Source organism: Telluribacter humicola (genome assembly GCF_017355935.1).
GTDB lineage: Bacteria > Bacteroidota > Bacteroidia > Cytophagales > Spirosomataceae > Telluribacter > Telluribacter humicola.
The window spans coordinates 31,084-48,670 of record NZ_JAFIQT010000013.1 but is presented as its reverse complement, the minus strand read 5'-3'; the positions used below and the strand labels follow the sequence as shown (position 1 = coordinate 48,670).

Sequence of the window (17,587 nt, the reverse complement as noted above, 5' to 3'; positions counted from 1 at the left end):
AGGGAAAAAGATAATAATGCAATTTCTGAATAGAAGGACTACTTCTTAATTTGATGCCAAATCTGTCCAACAGTTGGGGAGCACCATACAATTATTTCAGTTAGAGTAGTTTTTAGTTTGGTGTTAGGAGGGAAGAATAGTTAATAAGTTGCCCATTTAATAGATAAGGTATACTTAATAGTTAAAAATCAATTTAGTTACCTTAAAAAGTAATACCATCTTTTTGGTACGTAAATAATTAAAATATAGGCCAATAGCTGCTGTTATGGCCATTATTCTACCCACTGAGATTTGAATATTTAATAAGTAGCAGTACCGTTGCCTTGTCTGATTAAATCTCGCGAGGTTGTTGTTTCTTCAAAATAGGTTCTAGGACAAGATTGATCTTACAAAAGACTTTAAGTGAATATTGAGTGCTTAATAAATAAATCTCAAAGGATAAAGGAAGTACCTAAATGGTGAGAGGAGTACTTAAGTATCTAGTTGTTATATAGAATAGGAGTCATTAAAAAATTTACTTAACATAATATAAATTATACAACAACAATATCTACAGACAGTGCTAGTATTTAGAAAGTATATGCTATTACTATATAATAGTATATAGAGTACTGAAATGAAAAGGCTATACAGTATTTATACGAGAACCAGATATAATGAATAAACATCTTGTTCTAGATTTCGATATTCGTTACGTCGTAGTTAAAATATTTATCCAGAATTTGCATGCTGACTTTATCTGGCTGCACATAGAAAAATAGATTTCTTAGATTAGCAGCCAAAGGATTCTGCAATTGTCCAAGCCAGCCCAGCATCAAACTGTTATTTGTAATTTCTTTGGTTCGTTGGAAATGCGCCTGTTCATAGATCTTTAACGCTCTATCAGATATGCCATACTTATAGAGGCTTTCGGTAAGCAGATACGCTCCTTCAATAGCCATACAGGCACCTTGTCCCAGGTTCGGAGTTGTCGGATGCGCCGCATCGCCTAGTAAGACAGGATTCGCAGTACTCCATCCACCGGTTGGCGCTCTATCGATAAGACTGTTTTTGATGATTGCCGGAGTGTTATCAAAAAGCTGTGGGATTGGATCATGCCAGGTGCTAAATATCCTTTTAAGCTTTTCGTGGGTGCTTTCGGGCTCATCGCTCAGTCCTTGTGTTTCATTGGCAGTGGCCCACCAGCCAAACAGACCGTCGCGTATAGGAACTATACCTACTCTATTTCCCCGGCCTAATGATTCACTAGCGTAGCCTTGTTCTAGTGGTAGTTTGGCTATCCCTCTCCATAAGTTATAGCCCCTGAACAGAGGTACTTCATCCCCTTTTATTTTCTTTCTTAACGCCGAATGGATACCATCGGCACCTATTACCAGATCAGCATCCACTTCCTTACCGTTAGTAAACTTGAGATGAGCACTTCCATCTGCATGGGTATAAAAGTCTGACAGCTCGTGACCCGGGTGTAAGTTTTCTGGGGGTAATTGTTTCAAAAGAGCAGCTAACAGATCAGCCCTGTGGGTACAGACAGCGGGTAAATCATAAACGGGTTGAGTACGGGCCAGTACCTTACCGGTACTTGTCTTTATATAGGCCTCCTTAATCTCTCCGCAATTCTCCAGCACATCATCTAGGATCTGTAACTTCCTGAAGACACGTAAAGCATTAGGCCAGACACTTATGGCAGCTCCTACTTCCTCAAAAACAGGACTTCTCTCATAAACATCACAAGTAAAGCCTTTGTTTTTCAGAGTAATAGCGGCTGTAAGTCCACCAATACCACCCCCAATAATAGCAATCTTTTTCATGGCATTTATAGTTTAATTGTAGTTAGCTCCATTGAGCTAATACAAAGATATGGAATAGTTGATTAACTTAGCTCAAAAGAGCTAAAATGAGAGAGACAATTATTGCCAGTGCCATAGAGGTGTTCAATCAGAAAGGTCTTAAGAACAGTACCCTTCGGGATATAGCGAAAGAAATGTCCATTAGTGATGGCCACTTACGATACTATTTCCGTACAAAAGAAGATCTTATTCTGTCAGTTTTTGCTGAGATGGATGCCGCTATTGTATCCATTGCGGATGAAGTAACCAGATATGATTCAGTCGCCCAGGAGATTATTGAGTCTTTAAGCAGGAGCTTTATGGTGATGTACAGATATGGCTTCTTTTTTAACGAACCGCTGGCAGATTTGCAGGCATTTCCAAAACTATATATAGCCTATCTTGAGTTAATAGAGAGGCGTAAAGAGCTCTTTATGGATGTTTTTAGAAAGTATAAAGAAGTAGGAATATTCTCTCCTGATGTGGATGCGGAGCTATTCCCGGTACTCTTTGAACAATTCTTTATCATTTCGGATAATTGGGTGAGATATACGAAGTTACCAAACCGAAGAAAGTTGGATGATACTAAACAAGTCAGGTACTTTGTTGCTGTTTCAGTAGCCTTATTCCTGCCCTATCTTTCTGTACAGGTAAGAGAAGAACTATTAAAATGGGTGAAGGCTACCTGCCGCTAATAGAATTAAGTACTCTTAGTAGGAGCTTAATCTAAGAGTACTACCCCCAAGTCATTCACTACCCCTCCTTCTACTCTACCGCTTTTAATACTATCAATGGCCGCAGGTACTATGACCTGAAGCCATAGATGTAACCATTATACTTTATTCATGGGATGGTTACATGTAGATATTATAAATATTGTATCTTGGTATAAATGAATTTGTTAGGAGATACTAGATGTGTATGAGCAGAAGATATTTACTACCTTTATATATACTTATTGTATTTCTGTGTATCGCCCAAAGTGCCTGGGCAAGGCATATTGTTGGGGGCGAATTGGCATTCAAACCCACTGCTACGCCCAATCGATACGAGATTACGATGATCCAGTACTGGGATGAGAATACACTCACCAACATGAACCGTGATCAGACTGCGGAAGTACTCATTTACCGCAAGCGCGACAACCGGCTTATGGATCGGGCTACTATATCATTTGTCTCTGCCCGTAATATCTCCTACCAGAACCGCGCCTGTGCCGCCTACCGGTCCCTCCGGACCCTGGAGGGTACCTACCGGGGATTCGTTACCCTAAATACTTCCGGTTATAATGATCCGGATGGCTATTACCTGGTGTGGGAGCGCTGCTGCCGTAACGATGACATCAATAATATCTTACAGCCGGGTGATAGTGGTATGACCTTCTACCTGGAAGTACCACCTCTTACAGTACAGGATGCTTCTCCCCGCTTCACTACTCCTAATGGAGCCTATATATGCATAGATCAGCCCTTTAAGCTTACCATGGGAGCTACTGACCAGGATGGTGATGAACTTCGATACAGCCTAGTTGCCCCCATGCGTGGCAACACATCCCGTAGTTTTCCACTGGGTGATGATTCTCCCAAGCAGGGCTACCCTTTCGTCCTGTTGGCACCTGGTATCACTATAGGTACCATGATACCGGGAAATCCATCATTACAGATCAATACCAGTACCGGAGAACTATCTTTAACAGCCAATTCCTTGGGTTTATACGTATTTGCCATTCAATGTGAAGAATACCGCAACGGCAAACGGATCGGCCTTGTACGGCGCGATTTTCAGCTATTAGTAATAGAATGTAGCCAGACTACTCCTCCCGAGCCTACCATTACTTATAATAATCAGGAGGCCGTTGAAGTAACTTTCTGTCCCGAAAAACCCATTGAACTTTCAACCAGTGAATCACCTGACTGGGCTTATCAATGGCAGCTCAACGGGCAGAATATACAGGGAGCTACCACCAATAAAATTACTGTACAGGATACCGGACGATATACCGTAGTGAAGAGTTTCAGGACTATTTGCTCACGCGATACGGCATCAGAGCCGGTAGAAGTAAGTTACGGTACACCTCCCCCGGCCAACATCCATACGCCATCAGATGCGTTTTGTGCCGGCCATACTTTACTCCTGACTGCAAACGACGGCAGCCGGACACCCGGACATACCTATACCTGGTACAAAGAAAACGAAAAGATGAATGCCGCCGATCCGGCTCTTACAGTACAAGCAGCCGGAATGTATGTACTTAGAGTATCCGAAGACAACACAGGATGTGCAGCAGCGGATACGGTACTAGTAAGGGAGGAAAACCTGGAAGTAAAGCTACCTGCTTCAATGAGTGTTCAGCTTGGAAAGAGTGCCCAGCTACAACCCAGTGTAGTATCTACAAGTACGGATCTGACTTACCATTGGACCCCCACCGAGGGCATGCAGGATAACACCTTACCTGATCCTACTGTACTCCCTACCGAAACTACTACCTATACGCTGCGAGTACTATCTGCCTTGGGTTGCTTTGCCGAAGCTACTATCCTGATCAATGTATTTGACAAGCTATACATACCGGATGCTTTTAGTCCCAATGGCGACGGGATCAATGACTCCTTCGAAATAGCCAACGCCAAACATCAGGTAGAAGAAATTCAAATCTATAATCGCTGGGGTGAAATCGTATTCTACTCCCGCGGATATACTAATCCATGGGATGGTGTTTATAAAGGAAAAGTGGTAGAGCCCGGCAGCTATACCTATATAATCAAGGCAGCCTTTCAGACCTTCAAGGGGCAGGTTCTCATACTTAAATAAGAGCCCTTCACCCCTCCTTTTCCAGCTTAATAATGCACTTGTTCTGTACAAAATCTTTTGCACTTTCATCAGATTTCCCAAGCATAAAGTCTCAAAAAAAGGTTGTACAATCCACCTTTCCACAGGCTTATTAGTGTTTTGTGTTAATTGCCTAATTATAAGGTAGTTACGAATCCACGTGGAACTTTTAAATGTTAATGCGTTGAAATATAAATAGTTATATAAACGTCATTAATGAAGTTTAATTAAGGAACTAATCTAATATTTATTTTAAATTAGTCTAAATAAATATTATTAGTCATGAAATTCTATATGTAATGCGGGTTATCAGGGACGATAAGTGAATGAGCTGATGTGACTTTTTTAAGTGAAGTTTGATGAGAGTTTTCTCTTTTAATACGTAGTTATATCCAATAAAAAGGGGCAATCTATCTGGATTGCCCCTACTACTTTTACCTCTCTTTTACCTCTAATACTGGCCCCGATCCAGGTACTCCGGTTAGTACTTTCAGCGCCCCGGAGTGTAGTCCCGGAAGGTCCCATCGGTATAAAAAATCAGGATGCGTTCGATCGTTTTCTCGGCTTCTTCGGAGGTTTCGCTCTTTGCTACATTTGATTGTACGTCTCTTACTACGGGCCTCTGTTCTCTGTTAAATTCTGAGGCGGAATACATTGTAGTACCAGGGCGATTTTTAGTAGTATAAGCCTCAGATTCATAGCGGCTTATCTCTCTGCGTACTGGTGCTTCTTCTTCGTCTTCCAAAATCCAATCCAGACCCAAATCAGGGTATCTTTTCATGATTTTCTGCACAATGTCCAGGCTAGGCCTGTTTCTCCCCGCTAATATGTGAGAAATGCTGGATCGTTGAACACCTATCTCATCCGCAAAGTGGGATGGCGATATATTTTTGTCAACCAATATCTGTTTAATCTTGTCATTTAAATCCATAGCTACAAATGTTAATTATGTAGCACAAATGTAAAGTTTAAATTTATAAATCGCAATAACACCGACCTACATATGTAAACAGCATATGTTACAGATGTATATTTAATGTTTTAGAGGGTGTTTACAAATGTGAACATATTGATATACAGCTATATATGCAGTTCATTCAGGAGTTGGCACCGAATTGAGATTGGTTGTAAGATAGCAGGCATAAAAAAAGGTGCTATTGATAAATAGCACCTGGATTGTTATAGTATGAAATTACAATACTAAATTTAGTTGTGTATTCACTTTCGCAAGTGCTAAAACTAAACAGCTACATTGTTATCCCGGAGCGCATCATTTAGCGAAGTTTTCAGATCAGTACTAGGCTTGCGCTTTCCTATGATAAGAGCACATGGTACATGATACGTACCAGCGGCAAACTCTTTGGGAAGAGTACCTGGTATAACTACTGAGTCGGCTGGTACCATACCTTTATATTCTACCGGCTCGGAGCCTGTTACATCTATGATCTTAGAGCTTCCGGTGATCGTTACACCAGCTCCAAGTACTGCTCTTTTACCAATATGAGCACCTTCTACCACGATACAGCGGGATCCAATAAAGGCGCCATCTTCAATAATAACTGGTGATGCCTGTACAGGCTCCAGAACACCACCGATTCCTACTCCCCCACTCAGGTGTACATTCTTTCCGATCTGAGCGCAGCTGCCAACTGTAGCCCAAGTATCTACCATCGTTCCTTCATCTACGTAAGCTCCGATGTTAACGTATGAAGGCATCAGGATAACTCCTTTAGATATATAAGCGCCATAGCGAGCTACGGCGGGTGGAACTACGCGTACTCCCAATGCTTCGTAGCCTGATTTGAGCTTCATTTTATCATGGTACTCAAATATACCTACTTCACTCACTTCCATCTTCTGAATGGGGAAGTATAAAATGATGGCTTTCTTTACCCACTCTTTCACTTCCCATGATCCATCCGACAGGGGTTCTGCTACGCGCAGTCTTCCTTTGTCTACTTCTTCAATAATGGTTTTGATCGCTTCTACCGTTGATTGTTCTTTCAATAATTCGCGGTTCGACCAGCAGTCTTCGATGATTGACTTTAACTCCATGTTCAAGTTATAGATTAATAAATAACATTTAATGCCTTGATAGTGAGTAAGTTATACTAATAATAAGTGGAATGAACTGGGCGTGCGGGTGACGTAGAATGAAAAGGCTTGTACTACTCTGGCCGGTGGTGGACATTTTGTATCCTATGCAGGATGGGCCAACTTTTCTGGAGTGTATACCAGCTCATCATGAAAAGAACTATCACTTACACATAACAGGAAAGACTGTTCTTAGTCAAATAAGAGAAGTATTTCCTTCCCACACTTAGGACTAAACCAGCTCATCGCTCTCCTTATCCTCCCCTATCAATGGCTACATAAATTTACTCCTAATAATGGAATATCTAAAAGCTACAGATCATTAATTGAGCGATACCTCAACTAAATCTTTTCCTGGGAGGAAATGTCCTGCTATACCTATATTATATATAAAGAAAATTATTATGCCAACGCTGTGCTGTCACATTAAATTCGGCTAAAAAGAGTTGATTCAGTAAAGAGTAGAATATTTAAGGATCTTCTGTAGTAGAATCAATGACTATATCTATAGTAAGTATAGTTAAAGAGAAAACTTAATACTATTATATTTAGTTATATATTTGCTAAAATACTAAAACAAATACATCTGTTTGCTAATCAAGCTGTATTTAAATGCTAAATAAGGTATCTAAAGTATTAGTGTTTTACTAAATGCATTCTTCATCTACATCCTTAATAGCCATTTCATGTAATAATAAGGGCTCTATTTCCAGAGTAGCGCACTTTTTGCTATTATTGCCCCGTAAATCAAAATCATTACAGAATCATGACAAAAGTAAAAGTCGCTATTAACGGTTTCGGGCGTATTGGTCGTCTGGTGTACCGTCAAATTTTTGACATGGAAGGCATTGATGTAGTAGCTATCAATGACCTTACAAGTCCTTCGGTGCTAGCACATTTGTTGAAATATGATACTGCCCAGGGCAGATTTAATGCTGAGGTTACTTCCTCTGAGAATTCAATAAGCGTTAACGGAGAAAAAATAAATATCTACGCGCAGAGGGATCCGGCTCAGATTCCCTGGGGACAGCATGATGTAGACGTAGTATTAGAGTGTACTGGTTTCTTTGCTGATAAAGATAAAGCCTCTGCACACCTTACAGCTGGTGCCAAAAAAGTGGTTATCTCCGCTCCTGCTACAGGTGATCTGAAGACAATCGTTTTCAACGTGAACCATAGTATCCTTGATGGTACCGAATCTATCATCAGCTGTGCTTCTTGTACTACCAACTGTCTTGCTCCTATGGCGCAGGTACTCGAAGAGAAGTATGGTATCATCAATGGTTTGATGACTACTGTACACGCTTATACCAACGACCAGAATACTCAGGATGCTCCTCACGCCAAAGGCGACCTGAGAAGAGCTCGTGCAGCTGCTCAGAACATCGTTCCTAACAGTACCGGTGCTGCTAAAGCCATTGGATTGGTGCTTCCTAGTCTGAAAGGTAAATTGGATGGATCGGCTCAGCGTGTTCCTACTCTTACAGGTTCACTGACCGAACTTACCTGTATCGTTGGTCAGGATGTAACAACTGAAGAAGTGAATGCCGCTATGAAGGCAGCTTCAAACGAAAGCTTTGGTTACACAACAGACGAAATTGTAAGCAGCGATGTGATCGGTATCAGCTTTGGATCACTGTTTGATGCTACTCAGACAAAGGTTCAGAAAGTAGGCGATACTCAGCTGGTACGTGTAGTTAGCTGGTACGACAATGAAATGTCTTATGTATCTCAACTGGTACGTACAGTAAACTACTTCGCTCAACTTATTAATAAATAAGGAGTTAGAGCGAGTAATCTTACATTGTTAGGAAAACAGACACCCGTCAAGGTGTCTGTTTTTTTATTTGAGCCTTTATGTAATTGATTGTATAACCCTTCTCTACGAATATCTTTTCGTAATGGGTGGTGATTCCGTAATGATTTTCGTATAGTTCGGAATGGTAGAGATCACTGGTGTACTGAATAATCTGATATTGCTCTGCCTCCTGAATGGAAGAAAGACTATAATCGTATAGAAACGGGCTGTCGGTCTTGAGGTGGAAAATGCCGTTGTCCTTAAGGTAGGTGGCATAGTACGTAAGAAAGTTCTGATTGGTCAGCCGCTGGTTTTCCTCCCGCTGCCTCACCTTAGGATCAGGATGCACTAGCCAGATCTCATCCACTTCATTCTCTACAAAGAATTCGTGGAGGTACTTGATACCTGCCCTCAGAAAAGCAACGTTTTTCAGATTAGACTCATTAGCCTCCATACTTCCCCTGGCTATTCGATCTCCCTTGATATCAATACCTATAAAATTCTTATCAGGGAATAAGCGCGCCAGTCCTACGGTATACTCCCCTTTGCCACACGCCAGCTCCAGTACTATGGGATTATTATTCTTAAAGTAAACTTCATTCCACTTTCCCTTGATGGTTTTGTACAGAGGCTTACCGTCTTCGATTACATTGTCTGCCTGATTGGAATACTGGTAATAAATTGATTTCTTTCGTGCCACTCTTATAATTGATTTAAATCTGCTACTACAAAGGTACTGCCACCTACGTAGATAATATCATCAGGATCTGCCTCATTAACTGCCTCATCAAGGGCCGTATTGACATCCTGGTAAGCTTTCCCCTCCAAACCTATACCTTGTGCCATTGCTAGTAATTTGGAAGCTTCCAGGGCCCTCATATTTGAAGGAGCACAAAAGTAATAGAAAGCATGCTGAGGAAACAGCTTCAGTACGGAAGAAACATCTTTGTCCGATACGAAGCCAAGCACAAATCGGCGACTTCGAGCGGGGAGGCTGGCTAACTGTTCCAGTACAGAAGAAATACCGGCCGCGTTGTGGGCTGTATCGCAGAGTATAAGCGGTGAATCCGAAAGTTTCTGCCAGCGACCTTTCAATCCTGTTATAGTAGCTGTATTAGAAAGCCCAGCCCGAATGGCTTCTTCGGATAGACTAAATCCCTTTTGCTGTAAAACTGTAAGGGTGGCCAATACTCCTTTTATATTTTTTAACTGGTAAGTACCCGACAAGTCCATAGCCAGATCATTATAGAGTAGCTGATTAGTCTGCTTATCAGTTACCTGCACCACCAGCTTTCCATCAATAAAGGTCCAGTCCTGTACATACAGCTGATCCGAAGCGAAGGTTATAGGAGCAAACTGTTGATCTGCCACTTCCATGAATACACCTGCAACAGCACTATCCTGCCACTCGCTGATCACCACCGGTACAGCAGGCTTTATTATACCGGCTTTTTCTCGGGCTATCTCAGGCAAGGTATTTCCCAGGTACTGCATATGATCATAACTGATGTTGGTAATAACCGACACCTCAGGCCTGATCACATTGGTGGAGTCAAGTCGTCCCCCCATTCCTACTTCAATGACCGCTACATCCACTTCAATTTGGGCAAAATAATCAAAGGCCATCACTACGGTCACCTCAAAAAAAGAAGGCTTCACTGTTTCGATAAACTCCTGATGATCTGTAACAAACTGAACGATATAGTCTTCATCAACGGGAGTGCCGTCAATACGTATACGTTCTGTAAAGGATTTGAGATGCGGTGAGGTATATAATCCCGTGCGGTAGCCGGCTTTCTGCAGTACAGAGGCGAGCATATGCGAGGTACTGCCTTTGCCATTGGTACCGGCTACATGTATGGACCTAAATTTTTGCTGAGGATTACCAAGTCGTTCGCAAAACTGGTAGGTAGTATGAAGGCCCGGCTTGTAAGCACGGGCCCCTTGATTTTGGAATATGGGTAATCTACTATAGAGGTACTCTATGGCTTCATTATAGGTCATATACGCTGACTTAGTTGGCGCTTATCTTAAAAGTGATGGTACCTACTGACTCATCGGGTACGTTAGCTGACTTAGGGATAAAGGTAAGCGCTCGTACGGCACTCTTATACTGGTTTACTACGGCATAGTCGGTCACAGTAGAGCTCAGGGTAATAACATTCTTAACCCGACCATTGCTACCTACGACAATTTTGAAGGTGATATCCCCGGTAGCGTCCGATTTATCATTCACCTGAGGAGGACGTGACCATCCCCAGCCGGCGAGATCAAGACCTACGCCGTTTCCACCGCCACCACCTCCTTTGTAGGATTTGGAATAGAGGCTTCCTTCGCGCGATCCTTTATCACCTACTCCGCTGGCATCGTCACCGTTGTTATTTCCACCTACGCCACTCTTCGTACCGGTTGTTCCATTGCTACCCGATGATTTACCGGTTGACTTTGTAAACAAAGCATCCCGATTGACTGGCTTTTCCGGAGCGGGCTTGGTCACAGGGGTATTGGATGAACTGGCGCTGGTTGCTACTTTCTTGGATTCAGTACGCTCGGGTTCTTCTACCGGGCTTTCGGTTTTACTGGTAATTACCTTCTCCGTAGCACGGGTGGTAGTAGGCTTTACTGCTTCAGTACGTGGTGCAGGAGGCGTCGGACGCGGCGGAGTGGTTACCGATTTACGTTCTACAACTTCGGCCTCACGACGCATGTTTTCTTTAACTTTGGAGTCACTGGCTTTGTTAAATGTCTGCAGGTCACCGCTTCCTACATTATCCGTACCATAGTTTACTTCCACCATCAGTTCCATAGGTCCTGTTTTGGGAGTAGAGCGATTCAGTCGGATAAAGAAGAAGATAGTTAAGATTGCCATGGTACAGGCAAATGACAGGGCCCAGGAAATGGCTATTCGTTCACGATCTTCGGCGGTTGATAGAGTCATAGTTCCAGTCGAAATTTTCGGTATAACGTAAAATTATGGCTATTTCGTGTATAAACAAAAAAAGGAGCCGTATGGCTCCTTTCTCCGTTTTAATGTTTTCATCAATGTCGTTTCTTGTAGACCCAGGCTCCTTTGCCTGCTATCTTTTCTACGGCATTTATATTATTGTAGGCTTCATTCATCGTATCATAGCCTGTTGCAGATACTTTGATAAGATTACCTGCTTTCTGGTCCATTATAAAAGCGCTGGCAAAACCTCCCTGCTGTAACTGTGTTAGCAGGATTTCGGCGTTTTTCATGCTTTCGAAGCTTCCGGCAATGATGTAAAATTTCTTAACAACGTTGTTAATGGGAGTTACTACCGGAGCAGCCGCTTTCTGTACCGCTTCGGCGGGCTTAGCCGGCTCTGCAACCACAGCGCTGGCCACTGCTGGCTGAGCAGGTACTGTAGATGGTAGTTCAGTAGCTATCTGTGTATCTTCGGGAGCAATAACCAGATCGTCTTCTTCTACCACAATAGTCAGGTCATCCTTGGATTCAGCAATCTGCTTTTCAGCCATGGTAGTCTGTACGTACTCCTTTACTCCGTAGAATGGGTTCAGGGTACTAAGCATACTGTTGGTACCGCTGGGGGCATAGAATACGCTCAGGTAAAAAGCCATACCCGCGGCTACGGCAGCAGCAGCCCAGCCGCTCCATCCCCAACGCATTTTACGTGTAGTTGCTTCTTCTTCGGACATTTCTTCTTCCATTGAATGGATTTCGGTAGCTTCGATTACTGGAACAGCCTTTGATATTGACTCTTCCACCATGGGGGCAGCAACTCCTACTGAGTTTAACTCAACTACCTTAATAGACTGAAAACCAAAACAGTCTACGTTAAAGTTCTGAGTGCTATCAGGCTCAAATACCAGTTTCCCCTCTGAGTTATTCTGAAAATCTCCTACGCCTGGTATAGCGGCCTTTCCTTCTTCACGCAAAGAAGCACGGAGGGATTCCGTGTACTTCTTAACACAAGACATAGCTTCCTCCCGGCTTATTTTTTCATTCACCGAGATAAAGTAAGTAAGCAGTCCATCATCCAGCTTCAGTACCTCGTTAAAAGCTACGCGCTTTTGAGAAGGTGAGAACATACCGGATGCACTATTGTACTGAGCATTGATGTGGTGTGTTAACAAACCACCCAGTTCAGGGATGATCACACAGTCCTGCTCGTAAAGAAGTTTTCGGATGTACTTTTCAACTGCTACCATAGGTCGTTAAAGATTAACTAGAACGAAGTTAAAAAGAAAAAGACAATCCTCCAACAAAATTAAGTCCCTGGTTTGGGTAATACAGATACCGCTGGTACTCCTTGCCAAGTATGTTATTAATGGACACAAAAGCAGAGAAGTTCCTGGTTAACAGGTAGTCTATCTTCAGATTGACGTCAGCAATAGCAGGTAGTTTGACAGTTTCGTTGGTCTGAAAATTTTTCGCTTTGATACCATTCAATAAATAAAAATCTGTAGTCAGGAATAACTTCTTACTTATGGTCACTGCGTTAAACCAGTTTAACGTAAGATTGGGTCGATGCCAGGCCTCTTCCAGCCGATCCATCTTGTAGTCATAGAAGTTGGCTTTCAGGGAGGTTTTAAATAGTTCGTTAAAGTTGTATCCAGCCTGAGCCGAGATACTGAGTACCTTTGTATTTACCCCATCGTACAGAACCGCAAACTTTGATGTATCGGTAAGAGAATTATTGAAAACATAGAAGTTACGGTAGTTGGTGTAGGCTACCCGACCTTCGTAGTTGAATCCATCGTGCTCCCCTTTTACCCCACCATAAATCTCGGATGACTTCTCGGTATTAGCGACCAGTACATTAGGTGCCAGCCACAGGTTCTCCGACAGCAGGCCGCGAAGAGTATTACGAACGATGTCGCCATTCCAGCCGGCAAATACGTGCAGACCACTCAAAGGAATCACATCCAGATTAATGACAGGATACGCCCGCGTACGGTTTATATTTAGTCCATTGTCCGTTTCGTTTACGGCATTGACCCCGGCTGTTACTGAGAACATTTCATCTACGTACTTGAACATAGGCTTAACCCGGAACAGATTCCGGTTGAAGGTCTCCGCGTCCACCCGCTGTGACACGTAGGCATCAGCATCAAACAGGGCAAAGAACTTATCAGAAATCGGCAGAGAGGTATTGAGGTTGGTACCCCAGTCCATCTCGGAGGCATTATAGCGATCCCTCAACGAATACACACTCGTACGTACGGCGTAGTCAACCGTGGTGCTGGGATCGGTATTTTCAAAAGCCAGCTGTAGTCCGAAGCGGTTCAAAGTTTGACGAATGCTATCGCGGTTAATGACGATCTCATCGGGCTGGGGTCTGAATCCGTAGAAGTAGTAGTTATCACGATTGTAGTCGACATTGCCCTCTACTTTGAAGGCATTACGGATGTACTTGGCTCCTACATCCACCATAGTATTAGCATTGGCCGATAGTTTGCCCTGTATCGGTCCGGTCGCGGCGGACAGATGCCTGGCTTTAGCTGTAAATACCAGGTCCTGAGTAGCCCGTGAGCTAACAAATAAGTCGCCCAGGAAACGGCCGTAATTACCTCCTCCCAGTTTGATATAGTTATTGAGAGGCTCCGGTTGCTCCTGACGCGACTTTTCATCCGTTGCAGCCACCACCGTAGGTGTCAGCTTCGGAATAGCTACATCGATCTTTGGATCTATAAATTCGTAGGTAACCTTTTTATCAGTACCCTTAGGCTGAATGGGTTGTACTTTATCAAACAGGCGGTTAGCCTGCGGAAACTCAATACTTTTTTCCTTTACAATTTCGTACGTCTGGCTTTCTATTTCTCCCCGTTGCTGGGCATTGGCATTGGAGGCGACAAAGCCTGCCACGATCAATAAGGCAAGGGTTCGGAGTGAGCTCTGGGTATTTATCATTGGGAATGTCTTTTTAATCTTTGGGATGAGTGATTGTTAGCGTCTGTTGATTTCGTCCAGCTTGGTCTTAGCCAGTGCTACCGCGTCCTGATCATCAGAGTTTTCAATAATTGAACTCAACGTTGCCTTGGCCTGAGCCACTTCGTTCATACCCATATACACATCCGCCAGCAAGATGAACGAGCGCACACGCCAGTAATCATGACCTTCAAACTGCTTACTTAATTCGAATATTGATGCCTCAGCTTCCTTGTATTTCTTGTTACGGAACAAGATGTCGCTCAGCCAGTACTTAGCCTCGGCACCATACTCATCCTTGGAGGTAGTAGCCAGCTTTCTGAATTCCTCCGTCGCTTTCTGATAATCTCCACGGGCATAAGGAACTTTCCCAAAGTATAGCTGAGCCTTGGATACGCCACCCGGTACTACATTCCCTACATTGACAACCTCACGGGCATAATGCATGGTAGAGTCGTAGTTCTTAAGGGTATAGTAGGTATCCATCAGACCGATCCAGGCTACAGCCTGCTCCTTCTTGTTCTCTGCATTGCGTAGCAGTACTCTGAAGTTGCCTACCGCATTGCTATAGTTACCGGCGGCGATTTCCAGTTCGGCCGAACGCTGAGCCGCCGTAGCTACGTAGCTGGAGCGATTATCCTGAACCACCATGCGGTAGTACTGCAAGGCTTCCTGTATATCGCTTGTTTTATCGTAGGCCGCTCCGATGAAGTACTTTGCATCATAGATGTACTTGCTGGCCGGATAGCTATCCAGGAACTCATTCAGAGCTTTGATAGCTGCGGCGTACTTCTCGGCATTGTACAGGTTACGGGCATTATCAAACTCTACCTCTTCCAGCTTAGCGTTACCAGGGCTATTCTTTCTAACCATACTAAGTACCTGTGCAAACTCCTCCGGACGACCTACCGCGTTAAAGCTTTCCTGAATACCTTCCAGGGCACTGCTGGCTGAAGGTGAGTTGGGATATTCACTCAGCAAGCGACGGAAATCGTTGATCGCCTGCTCATATACCTGAATGTTGTAGTAAGCCTGTCCACGACGAAGCAGAGCCGCCGGAATGATGTAGCTCTTGGGCTTCTCGTTGATCAGTCGGGTAAATGACCGTACGGCCTGCTGATATGACTTGTTCTGGAACTCCAGGTCAGCCATCTGGAACATCGCATCGTCCACGTAGCGGGAGCCCGGGTACTGCTTGATCAGCTGATCGAACTGACCGCGGGCTTCCTGTTCCCGATTCATGTACACAAAGGCACGACCTTTCTGATACAAGGCGTAGTCTTTATCTACCCGACCATTGGCTGTTACCTTCTCGTAGGTACGGATGGCCTCGTTATAGTTCTTAGCTGCCAGGTAGGTATCTGCGAGTCGTACGTGCGCATCTTCTACTACGGCATGGTCTATACCCTGGATATTTGCAACGAAATCCTTGAAGTAGCCATTGGCGCGGCTGTAATTCTTCTGGTTGTAGAAGATGTAGCCCAATGCGTACAGGCTCTTCCGTCCGTAGATACCCGCTTTTGAATTCTTGGATAGCTGATTGTATATATCTACTGCTTCGTTGAATTTCTTCTGAGCGGCCAATGCCTCGGCTTTCTGGTAGGTGGCCGCAATAGCTATCTCTTCGTCGACAGGGTTCTTGAGTGATTTATTAAAATTAGCAATAGCCTGATCGTACCGCTCCATGTTAAAGTCTGTCACCCCCTGGTTATAGGTCAGGCGCTGGTAGGTTGCATTGATCTTAGGGTTGCGGTTGCGGAGTCCTTCTATATAGGTAATGGCGGCAGCGTTGTTGCTGGCTCCCGAGTAGGCTTCGGCCACCAACTGGTTCACTTCCTCCTCGTGTTTACTGCCCGGATATCGGGTCAGGTAGTCATTGAACTCCTTGATTGCCTCGTTGTTATTTCCCAACTCCAAAAGAACTTTGGCGCGGTTAAAAGATGCTTCTTCGCGTACCGTTGGGTTAAATGTAAGCCGTGATGCATTGTCAAAAGCCGTCAGCGCAAAGTTCGGATTGTTCTGCTTCAGGTAGCTGATCCCTACCAGGTACGAAGCATACTGCGCTACCGAATCCTTACCGGGAGCCACGCCTTTTAACGCATCTATGGCTCCGGGATGATTATCCATCCGGAACAGGGAGTGACCATAGTGAAGGGCTACGGCCGGGGGCAGGGTACCCTGCTTCATTCGCTTGTACCTTTCGTAGGCGGTGGCAGCGGCTTTGTAGTCTCCCTTCTCATAATATACCTCAGCCACGTATAGGGCCACATCATCCAGCTTATTGTTACCACGCTGCTGCTGGTTCAATACCCGCTCTCCGTAAGTAAGTAGCTGGTCAAAGCGCTGAAGCTGGTAAAGGGATGATACAATCCAGTTAGGTACCTCTGATTTATAGTACGGATGATTTTCGATCCGCTGGAAATCCTGGTAGGCTTCTTCGTAGTTATTTTTCTTATAGTTAATCACACCGGCGTAAAAAGAAGCATCTCCGGCATTCTCGAAGGTAGCATCCCTTTTTACGAGGCTAAACAGAGGCAGTGCCTGGTCCAGCTGGTTGGTCTTGTAGTATGACATGGCCAACCGGTAGCTGGCTTCCATTTTTTTGCCGGTGTTGCTGGCGCTGTTAACCGCTTTCTCCAGGTAGGTTATCGCCTTCTGGTATTCGCCCGCCTCATAGTAGTAGCGTCCCAAATCACTGAATATAAGCTGAGCTTTGGGGTGCTCAGCGTGGTTGCGCACGAAGCGGTCTATCTGTACCTCCGCTTCGGGATAGTTAAGATACAGTCCCGTTACCGCGATGTAGTACTCGGCCGTAACGGTATTGTAATCACTTGTACTAAGTAGTTTATCCTGTTTTTTCAGAAACTGGTTAAATTCCTCCCGGGCAGCTACGAAGTTAGACTTTTCGTAATATTCAAGACCATTGCGATAATGTGCTTCGGGTGCGGTGTACCCAAGTGTAGTCTGGGCCTGACTGGTAAGTATGCCCATCCACAGGCAGAATCCGAGCGTGCAAAAGCTACGTTTAAATAACATGGGGCTTAGTTTGATAGAATAAGTAGTAGATAATGTCAAAAATAGGCCAACTCAGAATGGGATCAAACCATTCGTTCCTTCTCCTCCTCTTCC

The 17,587-nt window shown here is 44.0% G+C and carries 12 protein-coding genes and 1 pseudogene; 3 read left to right on the top strand and 10 right to left on the bottom strand.

Going from position 1 to position 17,587, the window contains the following annotated elements; translation table 11 throughout:
* Nucleotides 1-674 precede the first annotated feature (674 nt).
* A complete protein-coding gene (locus tag JUB14_RS27015) occupies nt 675-1,808 on the bottom strand; it encodes an FAD-dependent monooxygenase (protein ID WP_207509995.1) in 1,134 nt (377 codons plus the stop codon).
* An 86-nt stretch (nt 1,809-1,894) separates the two neighbouring features.
* Here JUB14_RS27015 and JUB14_RS27010 point away from each other — a divergent pair, with 86 nt between their 5' ends.
* On the top strand, nt 1,895-2,521 hold the full coding sequence (locus JUB14_RS27010; protein ID WP_207509994.1) for a TetR/AcrR family transcriptional regulator: 627 nt from the start codon (nt 1,895-1,897) through the stop codon (nt 2,519-2,521).
* A gap of 226 nt (nt 2,522-2,747) precedes the next feature.
* Nucleotides 2,748-4,637, top strand: coding sequence for a T9SS type B sorting domain-containing protein (locus tag JUB14_RS27005; RefSeq protein ID WP_207509993.1), 1,890 nt, complete (start codon nt 2,748-2,750; stop codon nt 4,635-4,637).
* A 508-nt stretch (nt 4,638-5,145) separates the two neighbouring features.
* On the opposite strand, the gene JUB14_RS27000 is transcribed toward JUB14_RS27005, so the two are convergent.
* From JUB14_RS27000 to JUB14_RS26995, 3 genes and pseudogenes are all read right to left on the bottom strand, one after another.
* Nucleotides 5,146-5,436: a hypothetical protein gene (locus JUB14_RS27000; RefSeq protein WP_374757836.1), complete on the bottom strand. Its 291-nt coding sequence runs from the start codon at nt 5,434-5,436 to the stop codon at nt 5,146-5,148.
* 27 nt (nt 5,437-5,463) lie between these two features.
* A pseudogene (locus JUB14_RS28215) lies at nt 5,464-5,586 on the bottom strand (XRE family transcriptional regulator); the annotation flags it as partial.
* A 308-nt stretch (nt 5,587-5,894) separates the two neighbouring features.
* A complete protein-coding gene (locus tag JUB14_RS26995; protein ID WP_207509991.1) occupies nt 5,895-6,710 on the bottom strand; it encodes a 2,3,4,5-tetrahydropyridine-2,6-dicarboxylate N-succinyltransferase in 816 nt (271 codons plus the stop codon).
* A gap of 805 nt (nt 6,711-7,515) precedes the next feature.
* Between JUB14_RS26995 and gap the strand changes: the two genes are divergently transcribed.
* On the top strand, nt 7,516-8,529 hold the full coding sequence (gene gap / locus JUB14_RS26990) for a type I glyceraldehyde-3-phosphate dehydrogenase (protein ID WP_207509990.1): 1,014 nt from the start codon (nt 7,516-7,518) through the stop codon (nt 8,527-8,529).
* A gap of 46 nt (nt 8,530-8,575) precedes the next feature.
* On the opposite strand, the gene trmB is transcribed toward gap, so the two are convergent.
* The 6 genes from trmB to JUB14_RS26960 form a co-directional block, all read right to left on the bottom strand.
* Nucleotides 8,576-9,247, bottom strand: coding sequence for a tRNA (guanosine(46)-N7)-methyltransferase TrmB (gene trmB, locus JUB14_RS26985; RefSeq protein WP_207509989.1), 672 nt, complete (start codon nt 9,245-9,247; stop codon nt 8,576-8,578).
* Between the two features lie 2 nt (nt 9,248-9,249).
* Entirely contained in the window at nt 9,250-10,551 is a 1,302-nt protein-coding gene (locus tag JUB14_RS26980) for a bifunctional folylpolyglutamate synthase/dihydrofolate synthase (protein WP_207509988.1), read from the bottom strand.
* A 10-nt stretch (nt 10,552-10,561) separates the two neighbouring features.
* On the bottom strand, nt 10,562-11,485 hold the full coding sequence (locus JUB14_RS26975) for a hypothetical protein (RefSeq protein ID WP_207509987.1): 924 nt from the start codon (nt 11,483-11,485) through the stop codon (nt 10,562-10,564).
* 101 nt (nt 11,486-11,586) lie between these two features.
* Entirely contained in the window at nt 11,587-12,738 is a 1,152-nt protein-coding gene (locus JUB14_RS26970) for an HU domain-containing protein (protein WP_207509986.1), read from the bottom strand.
* Between the two features lie 28 nt (nt 12,739-12,766).
* Entirely contained in the window at nt 12,767-14,440 is a 1,674-nt protein-coding gene (locus tag JUB14_RS26965; RefSeq protein ID WP_207509985.1) for a porin family protein, read from the bottom strand.
* A gap of 36 nt (nt 14,441-14,476) precedes the next feature.
* Nucleotides 14,477-17,494 carry a tetratricopeptide repeat protein gene (locus JUB14_RS26960; protein WP_207509984.1) on the bottom strand — a complete coding sequence of 1,006 codons (3,018 nt, stop codon included), beginning with the start codon at nt 17,492-17,494 and terminating at the stop codon, nt 14,477-14,479.
* Nucleotides 17,495-17,587: the final 93 nt, after the last annotated feature.